We start from the raw sequence: 21,060 nt of genomic DNA, 5'->3' as shown, positions 1-21,060 counted from the left end.
ATCGGAATTATGCAACCTGCTCTGATACCGTGGGGTGGTTTTTTTTCACTAGCGATGAATGTAGATTTACTAGTAATATTAGATGTGGTAAATTTTTCAAAAGGAGGTGCGCAGAACAGATTTTTTATGAATCACAAAGGACAAAAGGTAACTTACACAGTTCCGGTATACCATAAGCACGTAGATTCAAAGTTAATAAAGGATATCGAAATAAGAACCGACAAATACCCAAAGAATCTCGTATCGAGATTAAGAATAGATTTTCCTGCAAAGAAAATCATCAACCACGAAGTTCTTGAAAACATCATTCAAATAATCAACTATAAATACACCAAATTGGTCCAATTAAATGTATCGTTGATAAAGGAGAGTCTAAGGTCCTTAGGAATACAGGTAGAAATGATAATGGCATCATCGCTTGAAAATAGTGATACGATGTATGAAACCCCTGTTGACCGACTAATTGACATCTTAGAAATTACTAGTGGAACTGACTATATAATGCCATCAAGGTCACTTGACTATGCACAACCGCTTATCAATAAATTCTGGAATAAAGGGTGCAAGACTTATTCAATAAGCTATGAACAAAAAGAGTATCCTAGCAATACAAATTTCATTCCTAATTTAAGTGTGTTAGATCTTATGTTGCACGCCGATAAATCGGAATGGCTAAGTCTTATTCAAGCCTCAAGCACATTAAGACAGATAAAGTAATGAAAACAATGGAAACCTGTTATGTCATCGCAGAGATTTCAGGAAATCATGGCAATAGCTGGGAACGATGTCTTCGACTTCTAGATAGTTGCAAATGGGCGAATGTAAATGCCATTAAAACGCAACATTACAGGCCAGAATCGATTACAATTGAATCAAATAGGTCGGAATTTTTGCTTCGTGATACATTATGGCAGGGTAGAACATTGTTCGATATCTATACCGAGGGTGCTATGCATTTCGAGTGGCAAGGAAGAATAAAAAAATACTGCCAAGAAAACAAAATAGATTTTATTTGTACGCCATTCGACTCAAGAACAACTGATGAAATAGTATCAATTGGTTGCAAGAATCTCAAAGTAGCATCATCAGAAGCAAATGACATTGAATTCGTGAGATATGTGCTAAAAAACGCTAAAAAATGCCTGGTATCACTGGGAATGGCTTCAATTGAGGAGATAGAAAGAATATACACTAGTTATTTGGCTTCAAATTGTAAAGATCTAACGCTTTTACAGTGTACTGCCGCTTATCCGGCACCTCTAACAGATGCAAATATTGCAAGAATACCTGAACTAATAAAAAGATATGAATGTAACGTTGGACTATCTGATCACTCCCTTGGAATTCACCTTCCTTTGATAGCCATGGGCGCAGGAGCAAGGGTATTTGAGAAACACATCACACTAGAACGTAGCGATGGTGCTCTTGACTCTGCTTTTTCCCTAACACCGGCTGAATTCAAAGAATTAGTATATATGATTAAAGAATATTCTAAGACCATAGGGAGAAAAGAATTTGGTCCTACAGAAAGTGAGAAAACAGCGTATAAATATAGGAGGTCATTGTATGTAGTAAATGACATAATGAAGGGTGATATAATTCAACGAGAAGATCTTCGCTCTATAAGACCCGCTAACGGCTTACATCCATGTATGCTGGAAAAAGTAATAGGACTGCGCGCGAAAAAAGATATTAAAACTGGAACACCATTAACGAAAGAAGATGTTGAAAGTCTTTCCTAAAAACTCTATATTAACGAAATCTGCGACGAATGGAATTTATCATATTCTTCGGTGGATGAGAGAGAGAGAAAGTCAAACAATAGTAATCCTGCCTTGCAATATATGCTTTCAGGTTTTAATGGCAATATGGCAAGCCAAGGTGATGTATGAATTTATTGATACAGATATAAATACAGGCAACATGAGCATAGATTCGCTATCAGAAAGATTAAGGGACATGCCAATCAAAGAAACAAAGCAAATAATACTATTTTGCGCTCACATAAACGGAATAGTACAGGATATGGGGAAAATTAAATATATATGCGATAAATATGGTGTATTCATATTGGAAGATTGTGCTCAATCCGTTCTCTCGGAATACAGATGTAAAACCAATGATTTAATGGGCTCTTATGGCGACTTTGCAGTTTATAGCTTTGGAAGCTCAAAGCAAATAAACCTAGGAGGTGGAGGCTTAATTAAAACAAGATTGTCGAATTTCGCAATTAAACCTGAAAATAAAAAGTACAATTCCGCTAATAATGGAAATACTGCTTTTCGTGATGAATACTATAGACTACTTAATTTAATTACAGACAAGGATGAGGATGTATGCAGTAAAAAGGAGATGTACCGACTGATGCTTAAATGGAGTGAGTACTATACACATAATGGGGATCCAGCAAAAAAACAAGATATAGAAAGAAAATTGCAAACTGTAAATGAGATTTGTGCTCAATACAAAAAAACAACTAGATATGTAACAACCCTATTAAAACCATACTCAGGCCAAATAAGAATCTTAGATTCAAAAGACACTGATGTTTTATGGAGGTTTTCGATTTTAATGAAATCAAAAAATTCTAGGGATGAATTGCTTCAAAGATTGTGGGCTTGTGATTTAAGTGCCAATAAGCTTTATCCCTCTCTACCTCTTATATTAGGGTTTCATCAGAAAGAAAAGTCGCAAGCGACGGATTTCACGAATCGTATATTGAACTTTCCAATCAACAACGGAAAAAGCGATGAGCTAAAATCTACGATTAAAGTTATCACAGGTTTCCTAAACTATGGTTGAACGAATATTGATTTATGGAAATGGCCAAATGGCCGAAATTGTATATACTTATTTAAAGGCAGATCCGCGCTATGAAGTAGTTGGTTTTACATGCGATTCGAATTATATCTCTGAGGAAGCTTATTTTGGATTACCTTTATATGAATTTGAAACTATTGAGAAAAAAGTTCCGCCCGAGAGCTGCAAAATGCTTATTGTTATGAGTTCAAGAGAAGTGAATGAAACAAGAAAAAGTCGTTATATGACAGCAAAAACAAAAGGGTATAACTTTATATCTTATATAAGCCCGCATGCACTTATTTTTTCAACAGCAAAGGTTGGGGAAAACTGTTTTATATTAGAAAACAATGTTATACAACACTTTGCAGAGATCGGAAATAATGTAATTATGTGGAGTGGAAATCATTTTGGACATCATTCAAAGCTTGAATCTCACTCATTCGTGACATCCCATGTTGTAATTAGTGGGAGGTGCACTATCGGAGAATCATGCTTTATAGGAGTCAATAGTACAATTAGAGATGGCCTCCATATTGGAGAAAGGGCTGTGATTGGTGCAGGAGCAAACATCTTGAGGGATATACCTTCTTCATCAGTTGTCATGGGTCTACCTGGCAGAATAATCTCAAGTGACTCGTCCACAGCAAATATCTTTTGATAACAAATGAAATTCAAACTTGCAGACAAACCAATTGTTTCCCGTGAAATAGTGAAAAATAAATTTGATACTGATATTCAGCACTTCATGCTCCCGGTAGTAGAATCAATTCAAAATTCAGTTATAGCAGTACTTTTCGCGGACAGAGACGCAAAAAACCGATCATTCATAAGACGAATTCATATAGATATGGAACCTTTTCCACACATATCTGGAAAAAGCGTAGAAACAGTATTTCAGCCAGGAGAATTGGGATGTTTTGATGATAATGGAGTCTCACCATCGTCTGTGGTCAGCAGTGAAAATATTACAAAATTGCTTTACTATATAGGTTGGAAACCTAGATCAACTGTCAGATTTGGATTATTTGGGGGCCTAGCAATACAAATCGCGGGAAACAAATATACGAGAGTGAGCAGAGCCCCAATCTTTACACTGTCAGACAGTGAGCCTTTTCATGTTCTTACTGCTCCATGGGTCTTATTTGATAAAAAATCTTCAATATTTCGTATGTGGTACGTGTCAGGAACAGGATGGAAAAGTCCGGACACGCCTTGTTATAATATAAAGTATGCTGAATCCAGCGATGGAAAACATTGGGATCAAAATATATGTGTATGCTTAGATAATACTGAAGAGATAACATCACTAGCAAGACCATCTGTGATTAAAACAAAAAATGGATTTCACATGTGGTACTCCAAAAAATCACCTAAGACTGAATATTCAATACACCATGTATATTCTGTTGACGGAAAAAATTGGGGGCCTATGGAAAACAGCAGTGAACTCTCGTTGCATAGTAATTTTAACTGTGAGTGGGCTTCTGAAATGGTTTGCTATTCTTACCCCTTTGTCTATAACAACAATCTTTACATCTTCCACAATGGGAATGGTTATGGATCTACTGGATTTGGAATCACTTCTATTCCACTAAAAAAATTAATATGAAGCAAAATCTTGAACCCATAGTCAGCAGAGTCAAGGCCTTACTTGATAGGAGATCAAAACCTTTAGACAAGTGAAAATATTCCATCTCAACCATTCGGACATCAACGGCGGCGCCGCACGTGCGGCTTACCGGATCCATCACGCTCTACATAATTCAGGAATCGACTCACGGATGCTTGTGAATGTGGCCGCCTCGGGCGATTGGTCGGTGCAAGGCCCCACAAGCAAAAGGTCGAAGGCAATCGGCCGCGTACGCCACCAACTTGTCACCCCCTTGCGCCAGCTTCTGCACACCGAAAACCCGATTCTTCACTCACCATCTCTGGTGCCTTCTGGTTGGCCGGATCGCCTAAATGTCTCCGATGCCGATGTGGTGCACCTGCATTGGGTTCAGAACGAGATGCTCTCCATTACCGACATTGCCCGCATCCGCAAACCGATCGTGTGGACCCTTCACGACATGTGGGCCTTCTGCGGCGCTGAGCATTACACCACCGATCACCGCTGGCGTGATGGTTATCGCTCAGACAATCGCCCCGACCATGAAAGCGGTTTTGATCTCAACCGCACCACCTGGCAGCGGAAGCGGAAGCACTGGCGCCGGCCGCTGCAGATCGTCTGCCCCAGTCAGTGGTTAGCAGATTGCGTACACGCCAGCGCTCTGATGGCTGACTGGCCCGTGGCAGTGGTGCCATATCCAGTTGACACCAATCGTTGGCAACCGATTGAGCAGCGTTTGGCACGTCATTTGCTTGAGTTGCCACAGGACTGCCCGCTGTTGTTGTTCGGCGCCATAGGCGGGGGCAACGATCACCGTAAAGGAATGGATCTTCTTCTTACGGCCCTCACCCAGCTGCGCACTGAAGGCAATCTGCAAGATCTTCGACTCATGGTGTTCGGCCAGCTCGCACCTCAGTCGCCACCTCAGCTTGGCTTCCCAGTGCATTACACAGGCCATCTTCACGATGACCTCAGCTTGCGTGTCCTCTACAGCGCTGCTGATGTGATGGTGGTGCCATCCCGCCAGGACAACTTACCCAACACCGGTCTAGAAGCCCACGCCTGCGGCACCCCGGTTGTGGCATTCAATACTGGAGGCCTTACCGACATCATCGACGACCGTGTCACCGGCGCACTTGCCGAGCCGTTTGAGCCAGCGTCCCTCGCGGCGGCGATTAGTTGGGTTCTTGCGAATCCGAAGCGCCGAAATGCTTTAGGAGCTGCGGCTCGTAAGCGGGCAGAATGTCTCTGGGCCCCTAGACGGATTGCAGGCTTGTACAAGAAGATCTATTTATCTGCAATAGAATCCAAATGAAAGGATTAAACTTCGCCACATTATCATACAATAGTACAGATAAATTCAGATCTGCGTAGCACAATTAATTCAAATTTATTAGCGAAATCACTCATTTTAGTAATCCTGGGTACGCGGCTAAAGAAATAATCTGGCTCCAGCGAAAATGTTTTCATTGCCAAGAAGCAAAAAAAGGAAAGCCTACACCCAATTACTGATACTTTTAATATTGATTAACGTTTCGCGCCAATGCCGATAATTGTCTGCCTGCATGTCAAATGAGAGCAGATGAAGGGACACGCGTATCCTCTCGATAGTCACCTCTGGGACGCCAGGATATCTGAAACAGCCATGAATTGATTCAAGTTGCACGCCTCCTTCCAAGGCCATACATGCCGCGGGTATAACTGGGCGAAAATCTTGCGAGTGCACGACTGTGCCAAGTATCAGGTGGTACGTCAAGCTGCGCTCAAGCATCACCAGTAGCTCTTTGGACGATCTTCGAGAATTCGACCTTATCCTTACTGCATTAGGCGTATCAAGCTGGTGCTTGGAACGATCAAGCCCTTTCCTCATTCGTACTTCTGATGCCTGCTTGAGCTTCCCGAATTCGGATACAGACGGACAGGGCAAAGTGAAATGATCCCAAACAGTAGGAACTTATAAATGAATTCTTTACCATCAGTTTCTAGTAAGTTTTGAACAAGCTTATGCAAATACATAAAATCGTCAAACACAGACTCTGGTCATTTGAGCCAGCTCCAACATTAATTCCGGAGTGAATTTACTGAAAACCAGTGGCACCAGCCAAGCGACAATCATACAAATCGGCATAAGGCTCATAACCTACCAACCGAATATTATTCGGCTGGTTAAAATCTAAATTTCAAGAACAAAATATATTTCTTGAGAGCCAGGATTATCTGCACCTACTCCTTCAGACGAAACAACAGCGCCAAAATCCTCTTCTAAGCGAGAACAAGTGAGTTTTCCAAACCAAACAGGCAAGGTCATAAGCAATAGCGCAAGCAAAATTTCTAAAGCAATAAATGATAGCAAACGGAAAATTGCAACTACTTTTGCTTGCCACCTAGCCTCCTTGAGACGAGTCCCATTTCCGAGCTCATGTACCCAGAAAATGCAGCTGTGATGAATTAGAATTTGATGTAGTTTACTAAAATCATTACCTTGAAAGCTCTAGGCATAGTTATAGCCATCCATGATGATCTTGTGGGACTTGCCTGCACAATATATTCAATCAAAACAGCGTTAACCTCTACCACTCAACCTGTAAAAATCTGCATAGTTATCACGCCGGAAACTTCTTCGCGAAAAGTAAATTATATTGCAGAATATTATGGTATTGACAAACTAACACTCGTAGTTTCTAGAGCAAAGAGTGGTGTTTATCATGCATACAATCATGGGTCCACATTGCTTTATAAAAACTGCTCTCATATAATATTCCTTGGCGGCTTTGATTGCCTTTATGTTTTACCAAAGCTACCAATAAATAAAACACTAATTTGCCGCTCATACCTGCCAAAGCGAAGAAGAATTCATCATCTTCATAAATCTTTTAGCAGGACAATATTCAATAATTGTCATCAGTCAATTTTTTACGAGGCATCATTCATTATTGCTAATTCATACGATCCAAAGTATGCAATTCTTGCAGACTTTCTTTTAAATCTAAAGCTTTACAAGTCAACCTCGTATTCTTTCAGCATGTTAGTTACTTCGCGACATGATGACTACGCGGGAATCAGTAAGTCAAATTATGATCTTAATTTTTGGAATGATTACTCTAAAAACCTGTCTTTGCTAGGATATAATCCTATTCAAGCTTACGCTTCAAAACTTATCCACAACTTACTTCGCTTAGCCATCAAAGTGTATCGAGCAATTAAATCAGAATCATGAAAAAGCTTCTTAATGCATACATTTATCTACTACCATTTCTCATAGCATTCAACTACTTGGGGGAGTTTAGAGTTCACGCTATACCTATAAATTCACAGATACCAACAGAATTAATCAAATCAACAGGAATCTTTCTTCCATTATTTTTAGGGAGTTTATTTGGAAATATACTTGCCCTTGAATCCTGGCTAACACACAGAAAGCCAGTTCACATATCATCTTGGATATGCATAATGGTATCACTAAGTTGGCTATGGGGATTTTCAGTTTCAATATTCAAAATGACAGATCTAAATTATATACTATCTAATTTCAATTTTTTATCCCTTTTTGGCATCTATAATTTTATGGTATTCGGATTAAAGCCGACAGAAAACGTCAAGTTCATCAAGATTATATTAAAATTAAATGCCTATTGCTTTTCAGCATTTGTCATTGGAGCTATTAGCATCCTAATGCTACTGACCGACCTTGATTTTGCACTTATAATAAGCGATTTATATACACCAATGTTTTATGTAGCTATCCCTTCTTTTGTAGTGATGTTGATTTCCCCAAATACAATATCATGGTCTAAGTCTTTCAGAATTACATTTAGCTTGTGCTTCATTTTAGCCTACATTGGGTATATTTCTTCAGTCACTTACTCAATTATAATGATTCTATTGATCCTTTATATGCTCCCACATTTTTTTACTAGAAGATCAAGACCTCTACTTCTTGCATTAGTCACTGTAATTTTGCTAGTTGCTTCTTGCTTTTCCCTAGTTTATGTTGATGTAAGTTCTTTCGCATTTTTAGAAAATGATCCAAGGCTAGAACAAATTGGATTAATTACGAAAGAATTTAATTTGTTAGGGCATGGACTTGGTGCCGGTTTTGCTGATGTAGAGCCCCGAGGTGGACTCCCGTATAGTATAGAATTAATTTACCTTAACCTAGTTCATAAATTAGGGATATTTGTTGTCCCACTATTTGCATTTTACATTAACACTCTATATAAATTGTTTACAGAACTCAAATCAATTTATATAGCCAAGAGCAGAAGCGATTTAAACGTGCCTTTGGCCGCATCTTTTATGTTACCTTTTATCATAGCAGGCCTTTTTAACCCTTCTGGTAGCACTCAGATGGCTCCAGTATATATATGCACAGGTCTATATATTTTAAATACAAAGGCTTTTGCGAATTAATGCAAGCTCCAACTTTTTCGGTTGCCATTGCTGTTTATAATGGCTCACGCTATTTAATAGAGCAGGTTAATTCTATTAATGCTGCATTTAATTTTGCTTCTAAGCAAAGCTCATTTGAACTAGTGTGTGTTGACGACAAGTCAACTGATAACTCTGTTGAAATCTTAAATGATCTCGCAACCTCAATGCCTCTGCGTATTTTTTGCAATTCTACGAATTTAGGACATAATAAAACCTTCGAAATTGCCCTTCTTAAATGTCGAGGTAGTTTCATTTTTTTCTCAGATCAAGATGATATTTGGCCACTAACTCGCGTTTCGCATACGCAGCTTGTATTTAATAAATTTAATCCTTCGATGTTATGTGGTAATTTCACAGAATTTAGAAACAATTCAGAATTATCTCAATTTTCAAGAAGCTCTGTTAAAGATGAATATCTTATACAAGAGAGATTCTACGAAGTCCTAATAGCTCAGTTATTCTCAGATAAAAGCAGGCCTTACTTTGGTAGCACCATGTTGTTTAGTAGGGATTTGCTGAATATTGCATTACCTCTGCCAGCCCTCATTGACGAACATGATAAGTGGTTCTCGCTTTGTGCTTCAACATACAAGGGTGGACTTCTTAGAACTTCATCAGTAATCACTTATCGTCGAATTCATTCAAATAATCTTACAAAAAATGATAGAAATTACTTCCTCAAACTAATTACACGCTTGATCATTCTAATTCATTCTTTAATCCTTTTAAAACGAAAGCTGCTACTTTATTAATTTGAACCTCTACTTCTTCATTCGAATTATTGCATTACTTTTACCATCTCTCTTATCGCTATTTGCTTTTTTCGAAGTTCAGACGCACTTCTCAAGTGTATTAGTTCTACTTGCTTCATCTAGATTCATTGGTGGAGTATCTCTTCTTAATTTACCATTTTCAATCACAAGATCGAGAATATTTTTTCCTAAGCCAATTAATGTTTTCCCACATATATTACTACTGGTATTTCTTTCATATTTTTTTAAATACCGCAATCTCGATATTGGCTTAATTGATACAATCACTTTTTCAGCATTTTTCCTGATATCTGAATACACCTGTCACGCATTAGCATGTACTGGCCGTCAACGCTTATTAACTCTTCTGCATGGCAATCCAATTCTGTATATAGGTTTACTTGTCTACGGAATATTTTTAAGATCAGATACAACCCTAAAACCATATTTTTTTGCAATCCCTGCTATTGCTCTATGTTGTCTAGCTCTCTGGAAGTTAAAATCTGATCGAATTGCTAAGTCCAAATTCTATCATTTCCGCTCATTTAGCCTCATATCTTCTTTCTTAAATATTTTACCTCGTTTTGGTTCATTCATATGTTTCTCCTTACTTGGAACAGTAGCACCTTCACTTGTTGCAGCTTGGTCACTCTCATTGGTAGTTCAGATGTCATTACGTCTTGAATACATAATTTACTTGCCTAAATATTTACATTTTATTTCTCAAGGCTCAACAGCCAAATCTGCACTGAATAATAATACCCATCTTACTAAGTTCAGGTCTTCACTAGTATTTTTGCCTCCGATTGGAGTAATCGCTTTCTGCTTTTTTCTGCAATTTTCGTTGATTGAATCAATGCTGATTTCTATCCTAGCCTTGCCGATAAGTTATTTATCGCTTAGATATTCATCAATTGAGCTCGTCCTGGAAACACATTTTCCATACTTCAGCTTGTTAGCCAAGTCTGCATTCTTCGCAACTTCTTTCTTTTCATTGCTAATTCTTAGTTTATTCGGCCAAAATATGATGTCTCTTTCAAGCTTTTGCCTTATCAACATGAGCTGCCTGGCTCTCTATCTAATGCTTAATGCATGTGCTCAGCACATTCTACGAAATATCTACGATTAGCTTTTAACTTCAATTATTAATTGAAGTTAAACATACTGAATCTTATTCAATACTGTTAGTTGAAACGATCACCAATCAAAACCTGTTCCGGCGAGCCGTCAGCAACCACTCTGCCCCTCTCTAAGCGGATCACCCGATCACACTGCTGGACAGTGCTGAGCCGGTGAGCAATCATCACAATAGTAATCTCCTTGCTAAAATTATTAATAGCATCCATCAGAGCCTGCTCAGTAGCAGTGTCAAGTGCACTAGTGGCCTCATCCAAGACAAGCACCTGCACCTGCTTGTAGAGCGCTCGGGCAATGCCGATGCGCTGACGTTGTCCGCCACTGAGGCGTATGCCCCGCTCTCCCACAAAGCTCGCATAACCCTCCGAGCTGGATTCAATAAAGTTGGCAATCTGTGCCTGGGCAGCCGCTTGCCTCACACGAGCTAAGTCGATCTGCGAGCGAGGCACACCGAAAGCAATATTCTCTGCGATCGAGCTATCGGCAAGGTAAATACTCTGCGGCACATGGGCTATCGACGACCGCCAGGCAGCCTGGCGCTCTGGATACATCGGATCGTGCATATCTGCACCATCCACTAATAATCTGCCTGAAGAGGGAGCGAGTAAGCCCATCAAGAGATCGACAGTGGTGCTCTTGCCACTGCCAGTACTACCAATTATGCCGATGCGCTCACCACGATATATCTCTAAATGCAGGCCCTGCAGCACCTCCTGCTGCTTAAGCTCATATCGGAAATGTACCTTTTCAAGGGTGATTTTTTCGCACAACGGTAGCAGCTCAGCAGAACTTTCCATGAGCGGTAAAGGTTGATTGAGCATGGTCAACACCCCCTGTATTGCAGCATTGTTGCTCTTCAAGGACACCCAACTACTATAAATTTGTTGTAAAGCAGGCAACAAACGTTGCGCCCCTAAGGCCAAAGCACCCAACAAAGGAATTACTTCAGCCCCGCTTCCTCGCTGCAAGACCAACACTCCCCCTAGCAGAGCAATAGCGACCATTCCCACAGCCTCCAGTGCATAGCGTGGAAAAGCGCCAATAAATAAATTTTTAGCTGTCAACTGCCTATGGGGTCGATCAGCCTTTCGGTAAATCCTTAAATAAGTACGTTGACTTCCATCTAGTAGCACATCACGAATGGCTCCTAGTCCTTCTTGCACTGCTTTGAGCTGGGTGCTTACAGCATCTTTGATTTTTTGACCGTTGATGCGAAGCTCTCGCCTTAAGGTAGTTGCTAAAATTACGTAAGAACTTCCAAATAGCGCAGCAACAGAAACAGCAAGCTGTGCATCAATCAGAAGCAAACCCGTAAACAGACCTGCAGCAACCAAAGCAGATGTGATCAACTGAAGTAGAGCACGTAAAGATATCACCGTCAAATTAATGTTGGCGGTTAGGTCTACGATTAAAGCCGCACTGTTGCGCTGCACATGCACGACATATGGCTGATTGAGAGTCCGCAGATAGGCCTCACAGCTCAAGTCGGAACCCAGTGCCGCAACAAATCGTCCATTTAACCAGAGGTTCGTTAGCCGGATTAGAGCTGCAAAAACTGCTGCGAACGCAAACATCAGAGTCGTCGGGATTATTAGCTGAGTCGCCGTGGTGAAGCCCACTTGAGCCGCAAATGCCTGTACCAATGGTTGCTGCCACAGACGCTCCGGGTCACTCAGCACCGCCAGGAACGGCAGGACTGCTCCTAAAGACACCAACTCCACCACCCCAGAAGCGAGCATCACCACAAACAGCAAGCCAAGTTGAATGCGGCGACGGCGACTGAGATAGCTCAAGATGCCCAGCAGCAAAATGCGGGTGGATTTCTGGTCTGGATTGGTTACACGCTGTCTCATCAAATTGCTGCGAGTCTTTGAAATACGGCTACAGTCATGAACAAAGCATCGGTGTTCGCGGCCGCCGCCAGCACCACCGCCGAGGGCTGATATTGAGCAAACCAGAGCTGCACGGCCAGGCTGTCTTCCAAATCAAGCTGCGCATGAGTGGCTGTGAGCAAAATGGTGTAGCGCGCCCGGTATAGAGGGCGACAGATGGCGCCGCCGGCCATGCGCCGTGGCCAGTAATAAAGATACGGTCTTTGCAGTTGATCAGATAATCCATTAGCCCTTTTTTGAAGTGGCGGCAACGACCAGGGGTTGGGTTATCCATCGAGCCAAACACGTTGAAGCTCTTAAGTTTGAGGGTGGCCTCCTTGGTGGCTTCTTGGCGATCAGCTGCAACAATCTCAGCCACTTACTCCTCGAGAGTGATGATTGGAGTCCAGCCAAGCTTTTGGTGAGCTTTGCTGGGATCGCCTAAGAGAGTTTCCACTTCAGTCGGACGGAAATAACGCGGATCGATCCGCACCACTACCTCAACCGCACTACTTCAGCCAGTTTCGTTGCGCCACTCACTCTTCCAATCTGAATGGGCCCCAGCCCAACGCAAAGTCCTTGAGCTCAATAAAACAGTGCACAGATCCCTGTCTGCCCGTGGCGATCGCAAAGTCTTTCGGAGTGGTGGATTGCTGCAACATCCACCACTACATTTCCACATAATTTCGTGCATTGTTCCAATCACGAAGAAAATCGAGATTGCCAATAAATAGGCACTCCTGCCTGGCCCGCATTAATGCGGGCCAGGCAGGAGTGCTCTTGCGGGTGGCAAAAGTTTCACCCCAACGCTGTGATTCATGATTAAACACAACTCCGTTGCATGCATACATACCGTAGGCCTCGCGGTAGTTCACAGTATCCAGTAGGCATAAAGCTTGGCCACTCTGTAGGGGCTGCCCGGCTAGAAGGGTGTGCTTTCCTTCTGAGTAGTTTCTTGTACCAAGCCGTAGAGCTCGGAAGTGCTTACCTGATAAATACGGGTGTTCCTACTAACGCCAAGATCCGAACCACCTCAAGGATCCGCAACCTGCCCAGGGCGCGGCTATTTGCGATGTATTCCGGTGACTCAAAGCTAACGGCCACATGACTCTGAACACCAAGGTTGTAGATCTCATCCGGCTACACCTACTGGATGATTCATATCAGATTGGTTCTATCGGTAAGGTCTCCGTAGTGAAGGGTGAGGCGAGGTGGCTGGCCATACTCACCAGTTTCGTGGGGATCTGATCTTGGTAAAGGTGATCAATCCGGGTAGTTTTGAAGCTGCTTGCGCTCCCCTTGATTCCTTGAACGTTGTAGCCCTTCTCAGAGAACACCTCCGCTAGATAGCTCACGTCTTTCACGATGATGCCGGTGAAAGTGCTGTTATGGCAGGTGTCAAGTCAGGCATATCTCGCATCATTTGTTATCTACCTTCTCCTGCCGCCACTCTTTAACTAAAGCGGTCAAGACCGCTAAAGCAGCCTGGCCATCCTGCAGGGAAATTGCTTCCTCCAAGTCATCCAAAAGCGGCCAGAGCTGTTCCGGATTAAGTGCTCGCTCCTTAGCCCTGAAGATCAAAGGATGGGCCGTCGACTCGCTCTCGGCATCAATCAACAACTCTTCGAAAAGCTTCTCACCGGGTCGCAGACCCGTGCAGACAATTTCAATATCACCGTGGGGGTTGCTGGCGTCCTTGAGGGAAAGGTCACTCAGCCGCACCATCTGCTCCGCAAGGGCCTTGATCCTCACCGGTTCGCCCATGTCCAGCAGCAGCACATCACCTCCTTCGGCGAGCACAGCCGCCTGCAGCACCAGCTGGGCCGCCTCGGGGATAGTCATGAAATAACGAATGATCTCCGGATGCGTCAGCGTGATTGGTCCACCAGCATTTATCTGACTCCGAAACAAGGGCACCACTGAGCCAGAAGAGCCCAGCACATTTCCAAAGCGCACTATTGCGAAACGAGTCTGACCAGGAGGCTGTGCCTGCACGACGAGTTCCGCCAGGCGTTTGCTAGCCCCCATCACATTGGTGGGCCGAACCGCCTTGTCAGTGGAGATCAGCAGCAGATGCCGTGATCCACACCTCCGGGCTGCCTCGCAAACTACGCGGGTACTCAAGACGTTGTTGGCCAACCCCGCCAGGGGATTGGCTTCCACCAACGGCACATGCTTATAAGCAGCTGCATGGAACACCACCTCCACACCATGCTCCTTGAAGCAACGCTCCACCAAGGGAGCATTGGCGGCATTCCCAAGCACAGGAACAACCTCCACTCCCGCAGGCAGCAGACCGCTCAGATTCTGGTGGATGGCATAAAGGCTTGGTTCGCTGAGTTCGAGAAGTACCAGCCGCCTAGGCTTTAAAGCCAGAATTTGGCGACAAAGTTCTGAGCCAATCGAACCACCCGCTCCAGTGACGCAGACCGACGCCCCACCAATAGCTGGTCCAAGCAGCTGGGGATCGGGGGGCACCGGATCACGCCCAAGCAGCTCCTCAACCTGAATAGGACGCAGAGCATCGATGCGAGCGCGTCCGCTGGTGATCTCCTCCATTGAGGCGATCTGCAGCACAGTGATGCCACTCTCCTGCAAGCCATCGACAATCTGGCGCCGCCGGCTACGGCGTAGCGAGGGAATCGCTAGCAACACCTGATCAAGATCGTCAGCGCGCTGTTTTATTACCTGCGGTGGCTTGATTGGCACGCCGTTAATTGATCGGCTCCAGAGGGCCGGTTCGTCGTCTACAAACAGCTGCACGCTGTGAGTTTTGGCCAAGCGCAGGGCCGCCGCCAGCTGAACCCCAGCAGCTCCAGCGCCATAGATCGCCACCCGATTAAGTACCTGCCGTGGTTTGTTGTGCAAACTCAGCAGCAGATCTCGCAAGGCAAAACGTACCGCGCCGGTACAGCCAGTAAGCAGCAACCAGAGCAACAACCAGCTGCTACGCGGCGGCATAGGTAGGAGCAACAGCCAACCAAGGGCCGCCAACATCATCACTAGCAGGCCATTGCGTAGCGCCAGCTGGTATAGAGATCGGCTGCCCACATAGCGAGTAAGACCTTTGTATTGGCCACTGAAGGCATACAGCGGCAAACCAATCAGCCATAGAGCTGGCAACAACCAAAAACCAGTAATAGTGAAGTTGAGATGAAAGGGATGGGCGAGCCGCAGCCAGAAACTCAACCACAAAGCCAAGGGCATTAGCAGTGCATCGGCAGTGATTAATAGAAGCCGGCGCTGCAGCGGCGTCAGCCCCAGCACTGAGTCCAACAAGGAAATTGCAGACTTACTTCTGATCGTCATGACGAAAAACATCCCAAAACGACTGCGCTGGCCGTCACCGGCGACGATCCTCCAGCATGCGAAGGCTGTTGATCTGGTGTTTTAACCCGGATACCCCGAGCTCATGAAGAAAGCACAAGCTAATGCGGTCACTTCAACATCAATGCGAACATTACTGACTCCAAGAAATTCAACGCCGATCTGATAAAAATGGCGCTGACATCCTGCTTAGGTAACCTCCTAGCGGAGCATGGACGCTGAATACCAGAGCGTCTGAGCCTCATGACTCAGTTGGCCTTTTTGCAATGCTGCGAGCACAACCAAGGCGTTTCCCTCAGGACGCAGAGTGAAAGAGCGTTAACCACGATCCCGGGAGGAGTACATCTCCTTAACAACCACGCCACTAGCTTCACCAAGCCCTCGAGCGAAGAGATCGGTCATTAAAAGCAAAGGAGTCCGAATCTCCTCGACCCGAAGCCAGGACATAAACACAAGCCAATGCCTCCACCGTTTATTAACGGCGAGTCCGATCAAATAGAAAGTCGACCATGCCTAGAAGGCTCTGCAGCTGAATCGCGCCTACTTTTCTTAGGTGAAACCAGCATGACGGGAAGTCACCTTTCAGCAGCCCAATCCGTTGCCTGGCTACTACCCGCTTCCCCACGCAAAGGAAATGCCATAAATTCGAAGTGATCTAGGCAGACTCAGCATTGCTGAATACCCGTTACCTATGGGCAATCACTGCAGGAGCCTTGCTAACCCTCCAGGCCGTCAGGGTGGGTGCTCAGCAGCTCATTGAAATCGAAGAGCCGACGACTAGACAGCAACAACCACTGCCTTTGAAACAGCGGGCACAAATCACATATGACGCATACATTCTTGGACCCGGTGATGGGCTTCAGATTGAGTTGCTTGATCTGCCTGAGCTAAGCGGCACATTTTCGATCGGTCCAGACGGGACCCTTTACTTGCCACGACTGCGCGCTCTCTACGTCGAAGGTCTCACCGTAGAAGAGCTGCGTTATTTTCTCACTGAGCAATTCAGAGCTTATGTGCGTGATCCTCAGATTTATGTGAGACCGGTGATCTACCGCCCGATCCGTATTTACGTAAGTGGAGAAGTCAAAAGGCCTGGTTATTATACACTTAGTGGAAATACTGAACGTCAAAATTTGAGTACGACAGCTGATATTGCTCAGGCCCGACGTGGTACCTCCACAACGACGATACGTCCAGGCTTAGGGCAAGTACCTGGAGGACTAACAACATCAGCTCCTAGCAATGGCCTGAGCACATCTGGGGCACTATTTCCCACTGTATTTGACGCAATTCGTAGCGCCGAGGGGATTACTCCTTACTCCAATCTTTCAAAAGTACAGGTAACTCGCAAACGTGCACTAAATTTGGGTGGTGGCCGCATCCGTGCAAACCTTAATTTTCTTTCATTAATTACTGGGGGGGACGAATCGCAAAATATTCGCCTATTTGACGGCGATGTGGTGAGAGTAACGAAGAGCAACATCGTAATGAAAGAACAGTTGTTGCAGGCTGGGCAAACGAATCTCTCCCCTCAATTCATGAGCGTTTTCGTGAGTGGCAGAGTGCAGAGCCCTGGCGGCGTTGTAGTACCTCAAGGGTCTGCAATGAACCAAGCCATAGCACTTGCTGGTGGGCGAAAACTTCTTAGCGGAAAAGTAGAGTTCATTCGTTTTACCCGTGAGGGAGAGATTGATCGCAGAATCTTTAATTACAATCCCAATGCACCATCAGATGACTACAGAAATCCTGTTTTAATGTCCGGCGACTTAATAAATTTGCGCGAGTCCCCCCTTAGCGCGACGGCCGAAATGCTTAATGAATTTGCAGCTCCTATTGTAGGGATTTACAGCGTTTACTCCATTTTCAATGATTTCTAACCAGTGACGCACTCGAAAACTACTCAATCATTAATTGAGAGCACTTCCAGGGAGGATGAGGTTGACCTAAGGCAACTGGGAGGAGCACTCCTGCGCCACAAGGGCCTGATTGGAGCTGTTGCCGGATCTGCACTTGTACTTTCCACCCTGTATGCCTTCACCCGAAAGCCGGTCTGGGAAGGGCAATTTCAGATTGTGCTTCAAAACAATGAACAGCCTTCCAGTGGGGCAGCAGCCCTGCTGCAAAACAATCCAGCCTTAGCCGGTTTGATCGGCTCCGGTAGTGGCGAAAGTCAACTGGAAACAGAGGTCAAAATTCTCGAAAGCCCGTCGGTACTCAAACCCGTTTTCGATTTCGTTAAAGCCAGCAAAACTAAAGCTGGAGACGATGTCAGCGATTGGCGCTATTCAGATTGGGCTAAGAGCAACCTCACAATTGAACTCGCCAAGGGGACTTCAGTACTGGAAATCGCCTACCGCGACACCCAGGAAGACTTGATCCTCCCAGTGATTGATCGCATCTCCAAGGCTTATCAGGCTTATTCAGATCGCGATCGCACCCGCGGACTGAATAGTGCTGTGGCTTATCTCGAACAACAAATTATCAAGCTGACCCCAGAAGCAAACAGTTCGATGCGCGCAGCGCAGAATTACGGTCTTGCCAATGACCTCGGCGTGAAAGATGGACTTGGCGCAAGCGCCATTGGTACATCAGGTGATTCTGGTGAATCTTCAATTGAAAATGCCCGCAATGCTGCGCAAAACAAGGTGAATGCGCTTCAACAACAGCTCAATGATGCAAAAGTGAGTGGTAGCAATCGCGTGTATGTGGCCCCCCAGTTAGTGGCAAATGCTGAGCTCTACGGACAACTTCAATCGATCGAAGCCAGTCTCCAGGAGAAATCATCACTACTACTTCCATCAGACCCCAGCATTCGGGCCTTACAACGCCAGCGCCGATCTCTCACTCTTGTGATCAATCAACAGACCATGGGCCTTTTACGAGGAGAGCTTCAAACAGCCCAAGCTCAACTCGCTTCCCTCAATCGACCACATGAAGTGATCATCAAGCACCGTGAATTGGTACGCGCAGCCCTTCGCGATGAAAAAACAATTGCTGAGCTGGAAGTACAATTGCAAGCCATGCAATTGGAACAAGCGAGGCAAGGCGAACCATGGGAGCTGATCTCAAAACCGACATTACTTGACTCGCCGGTCGCACCAAATAAAAAGCGAATCATTGCTCTTGGCTTGCTAGCGGGCTTGGTCGCGGGAAGTGGTGCAGCACTTGTGGTGGATCGCCGCACCGGGCTGGTATTCAGCAGCGATGATCTCAAGGTATTGCTTCCTTGCCCACTGCTGAAGCACCTTTCCGCACTTGCCCCCAACAGCTGGTACGACGCTGCTGATCTGCTTGCTAATGGACCACTCAACGTGTCCACCAATGGCGCCATTGCTCTGATACCTGTCGGCAATGTGCCCAGCGATCAACTGAGGCGCTTTGGCAGCGAACTACAAAATGCGCTTGGCAGCCGTGAACTTGTTGTCAGCAGCGATCTTCGCCAAACCAGCCGTTGCGCGACCCAGCTTCTACTCACAGCACCGGGCGTTGCCACTCGCACTCAGCTCTCCCAGCTGAAGCAAAAGCTGGCGCTACAAGGTACGCCATTAGCTGGCTGGATTCTGCTCGATCCTGAACTGGAGCTGAGTTGATTAAAAACTAATCGTTAATCTGCCGTCGACTGTTGTACGGCAATTATCAGGATCTCCGCGTTGGCAATTAACTATGCCAGTGGACGTGTTTTGAAAATCTCGGAACATTAGTGTTCCCGTCAAAGGAACTTCCTTGAGAGGCTTAACACTTAAGCCAAATCCGTTGTACTGACCAGACCATTCAGTAAAGAAAGAAATATGCGAATTTAAGGCTAAGGCGACTGTCCCAACAGGTGCATAAGGACCGTAGTTAATCCATAAGCGCTGGGTGTCTTGAATATCTTTATAACGACCATTGCCCAAACCACCGGTCACGGCCAAAACAGCTGGGGTATCAGCGCCAAACCAAAAACCGAGATCCCAGGCGGCTGATCCCAACCACAAATAAGAGCGACCCAAATCAGCTTGGATGTCTTCGTTGGGCTTGGGGTACGATCCATTTGGACCACCTTTATCGTAAGGGCTCCATAAATGTTGACCAACAATTGCCGCACCAAAGTTATTACCAAGATTGCTTTTGAGAGCAAAACCAAAAGCTTGACCAGCTTGATCAAAGTCTCCATCAGAACGCTCACCCAAAAACGATTCTTGCTGTGAATAGTTCAATCCAATCGAAATTGGGCCAGCAATCAGTGGCGTCACCTCCAGCAAATATTGACTATCAGAACATCCGTTCCAAAAATCCTCCCAGTTGCACCAATCGGGCGTTGATCCGTTAGTGGGATTACCTAATAGCTGGCCGGTGAATGTAAAGCGATAATCTTCTGACTGCCTAAAAGCACTTGGCACCCAGAAGCCCATTTCTGGGTAAAGCGTTTCTCCATAAGCGATGCTGCGGGAAACAGAGCGAAAAGGCAGTGGATCAGATCCCCGAAAGCGCGCTTTAGCAATTTGATCAGCAGTCGGGTACTGAGTTGAATCAGTCACCTCAACATCTTCTGGAAGTTGTGGTTCAGAAGCAAATTGTGATTTCAGGGAATCTTTAAATTGCTGTTCTTGATCCTGGTCAAGCACCACCCAAACAACTGGTTGCTGGTCATCCTTCAAAGCCTCATCATTATCAATGCCTCCATCAACTAACCAAATTGGTCTTTGCAGAACTGAATTACCTAACTCATCAGAAGAGACGATTTCCCATTGAACTTTGTCTGAAGCAACTAGCACTGGCGGAGGCGGTTCTACTTCTTGCCAAATCACCGGCTGAGACTTGAGGGCTTGCGCCAAAGCAGGAATTGGTGCTGCCGAAAAAAGACTCAGTAACGCAACTACTGTCCGCCATCCTGGGCTCTGTGGAAGCAGAGTGACCGACAAGCGGAAAGACCATCTATCAATATCTAAATCCTATTGGTGACTGGCATTTATTCAAGACATCAGCAGTCGGCTATTGGAGTGACCCCTCGAGTCTCAGGTAAGTTTCAAGCACTAGCACCACTTAAAAGTTGACACCTATGACGCTGGACAAAGAGCGTCCCTCAATATGGTTCCTTGGGCCATGGAACCACGCATCTGGGCTTGGCGAAGCAGCCCGAGGTGCTCTTCGC

14 protein-coding genes and 1 pseudogene are annotated in these 21,060 nt (G+C 44.9%); 10 read left to right on the top strand and 5 right to left on the bottom strand.

Translation table 11 applies throughout. From position 1 onward, the window contains the following. Window positions 1–9: 9 nt before the first annotated feature. The 8 genes from SynBIOSU31_RS01160 to SynBIOSU31_RS01125 all read left to right on the top strand — a co-directional run bounded on the left by SynBIOSU31_RS01160 (window position 10) and on the right by SynBIOSU31_RS01125 (window position 9,594). Window positions 10–717 carry a WbqC family protein gene (locus tag SynBIOSU31_RS01160; RefSeq protein ID WP_186491476.1) on the top strand — a complete coding sequence of 236 codons (708 nt, stop codon included), beginning with the start codon at window positions 10–12 and terminating at the stop codon, window positions 715–717. Then, window positions 669–1,742 carry a pseudaminic acid synthase gene (gene pseI / locus SynBIOSU31_RS01155; RefSeq protein ID WP_186491475.1) on the top strand — a complete coding sequence of 358 codons (1,074 nt, stop codon included), beginning with the start codon at window positions 669–671 and terminating at the stop codon, window positions 1,740–1,742. Before SynBIOSU31_RS01160 ends, pseI begins: the two co-directional genes overlap by 49 nt. Beyond that, the gene (locus tag SynBIOSU31_RS01150; protein WP_186491473.1) at window positions 1,723–2,802 is read left to right on the top strand and encodes a DegT/DnrJ/EryC1/StrS family aminotransferase; all 1,080 of its coding nucleotides are present in this window, start codon (window positions 1,723–1,725) and stop codon (window positions 2,800–2,802) included. The genes pseI and SynBIOSU31_RS01150 overlap by 20 nt, the downstream gene beginning before the upstream one ends. Next, window positions 2,795–3,460: an acetyltransferase gene (locus tag SynBIOSU31_RS01145; RefSeq protein WP_186491471.1), complete on the top strand. Its 666-nt coding sequence runs from the start codon at window positions 2,795–2,797 to the stop codon at window positions 3,458–3,460. Before SynBIOSU31_RS01150 ends, SynBIOSU31_RS01145 begins: the two co-directional genes overlap by 8 nt. A gap of 6 nt (window positions 3,461–3,466) precedes the next feature. Then, window positions 3,467–4,411 carry a hypothetical protein gene (locus SynBIOSU31_RS01140; RefSeq protein WP_186491469.1) on the top strand — a complete coding sequence of 315 codons (945 nt, stop codon included), beginning with the start codon at window positions 3,467–3,469 and terminating at the stop codon, window positions 4,409–4,411. A 70-nt stretch (window positions 4,412–4,481) separates the two neighbouring features. Continuing rightward, window positions 4,482–5,726 (top strand): glycosyltransferase family 4 protein, encoded by a 1,245-nt coding sequence (locus SynBIOSU31_RS01135; protein ID WP_186491468.1) that lies wholly within the window; start codon window positions 4,482–4,484, stop codon window positions 5,724–5,726. A gap of 1,898 nt (window positions 5,727–7,624) precedes the next feature. Continuing rightward, window positions 7,625–8,821: a hypothetical protein gene (locus SynBIOSU31_RS01130; protein WP_186491467.1), complete on the top strand. Its 1,197-nt coding sequence runs from the start codon at window positions 7,625–7,627 to the stop codon at window positions 8,819–8,821. Beyond that, a complete protein-coding gene (locus tag SynBIOSU31_RS01125; RefSeq protein ID WP_186491465.1) occupies window positions 8,821–9,594 on the top strand; it encodes a glycosyltransferase in 774 nt (257 codons plus the stop codon). Before SynBIOSU31_RS01130 ends, SynBIOSU31_RS01125 begins: the two co-directional genes overlap by 1 nt. A 1,184-nt stretch (window positions 9,595–10,778) precedes the next feature. Here the strand turns inward: SynBIOSU31_RS01125 and SynBIOSU31_RS01120 are convergent. From SynBIOSU31_RS01120 to SynBIOSU31_RS01105, 4 genes and pseudogenes are all read right to left on the bottom strand, one after another. Beyond that, window positions 10,779–12,584: an ABC transporter ATP-binding protein gene (locus SynBIOSU31_RS01120; protein WP_186491464.1), complete on the bottom strand. Its 1,806-nt coding sequence runs from the start codon at window positions 12,582–12,584 to the stop codon at window positions 10,779–10,781. Then, entirely contained in the window at window positions 12,584–12,796 is a 213-nt protein-coding gene (locus tag SynBIOSU31_RS01115; RefSeq protein ID WP_186491462.1) for a hypothetical protein, read from the bottom strand. The genes SynBIOSU31_RS01120 and SynBIOSU31_RS01115 overlap by 1 nt, the downstream gene beginning before the upstream one ends. A gap of 89 nt (window positions 12,797–12,885) precedes the next feature. Continuing rightward, a pseudogene (locus tag SynBIOSU31_RS01110) lies at window positions 12,886–13,972 on the bottom strand (GDP-mannose 4,6-dehydratase); the annotation flags it as partial. 49 nt (window positions 13,973–14,021) lie between these two features. After that, window positions 14,022–15,911 (bottom strand): polysaccharide biosynthesis protein, encoded by a 1,890-nt coding sequence (locus SynBIOSU31_RS01105; RefSeq protein ID WP_186491460.1) that lies wholly within the window; start codon window positions 15,909–15,911, stop codon window positions 14,022–14,024. Between the two features lie 689 nt (window positions 15,912–16,600). Between SynBIOSU31_RS01105 and SynBIOSU31_RS01100 the strand changes: the two genes are divergently transcribed. Continuing rightward, on the top strand, window positions 16,601–17,806 hold the full coding sequence (locus SynBIOSU31_RS01100; RefSeq protein ID WP_186491459.1) for a polysaccharide biosynthesis/export family protein: 1,206 nt from the start codon (window positions 16,601–16,603) through the stop codon (window positions 17,804–17,806). Window positions 17,807–17,809: 3 nt separating this feature from the next. Next, window positions 17,810–19,519, top strand: a complete 1,710-nt coding sequence (locus SynBIOSU31_RS01095) for a GumC family protein (RefSeq protein ID WP_186491458.1) — start codon at window positions 17,810–17,812, stop codon at window positions 19,517–19,519. Here SynBIOSU31_RS01095 and SynBIOSU31_RS01090 read toward each other — a convergent pair whose 3' ends face one another. Next, window positions 19,520–20,830: a hypothetical protein gene (locus tag SynBIOSU31_RS01090; protein ID WP_186491457.1), complete on the bottom strand. Its 1,311-nt coding sequence runs from the start codon at window positions 20,828–20,830 to the stop codon at window positions 19,520–19,522. It abuts the gene before it with no gap. Window positions 20,831–21,060: the final 230 nt, after the last annotated feature.

Origin of the sequence: Synechococcus sp. BIOS-U3-1 (genome assembly GCF_014279975.1) — a bacterium.
Lineage (GTDB): Bacteria > Cyanobacteriota > Cyanobacteriia > PCC-6307 > Cyanobiaceae > Synechococcus_C.
Note: the sequence above shows the minus strand (reverse complement) of the source record. Positions and strands in the feature narration are given on the sequence as shown.

What these genes read in the sequence shown, in the direction of transcription:
- SynBIOSU31_RS01160 (WP_186491476.1), top strand. Translation starts at nt 10, where the DNA reads ATGCAACCTGCTCTGATACCGTGGGGTGGTTTTTTTTCACTAGCGATG.
- pseI (WP_186491475.1), top strand. Translation starts at nt 669, where the DNA reads ATGGCTAAGTCTTATTCAAGCCTCAAGCACATTAAGACAGATAAAGTA.
- SynBIOSU31_RS01150 (WP_186491473.1), top strand. Translation starts at nt 1,723, where the DNA reads ATGTTGAAAGTCTTTCCTAAAAACTCTATATTAACGAAATCTGCGACG.
- SynBIOSU31_RS01145 (WP_186491471.1), top strand. Translation starts at nt 2,795, where the DNA reads ATGGTTGAACGAATATTGATTTATGGAAATGGCCAAATGGCCGAAATT.
- SynBIOSU31_RS01140 (WP_186491469.1), top strand. Translation starts at nt 3,467, where the DNA reads ATGAAATTCAAACTTGCAGACAAACCAATTGTTTCCCGTGAAATAGTG.
- SynBIOSU31_RS01130 (WP_186491467.1), top strand. Translation starts at nt 7,625, where the DNA reads ATGAAAAAGCTTCTTAATGCATACATTTATCTACTACCATTTCTCATA.
- SynBIOSU31_RS01125 (WP_186491465.1), top strand. Translation starts at nt 8,821, where the DNA reads ATGCAAGCTCCAACTTTTTCGGTTGCCATTGCTGTTTATAATGGCTCA.
- SynBIOSU31_RS01120 (WP_186491464.1), bottom strand. Translation starts at nt 12,584, where the DNA reads ATGAGACAGCGTGTAACCAATCCAGACCAGAAATCCACCCGCATTTTG.
- SynBIOSU31_RS01115 (WP_186491462.1), bottom strand. Translation starts at nt 12,796, where the DNA reads ATGGCCGGCGGCGCCATCTGTCGCCCTCTATACCGGGCGCGCTACACC.
- SynBIOSU31_RS01105 (WP_186491460.1), bottom strand. Translation starts at nt 15,911, where the DNA reads ATGACGATCAGAAGTAAGTCTGCAATTTCCTTGTTGGACTCAGTGCTG.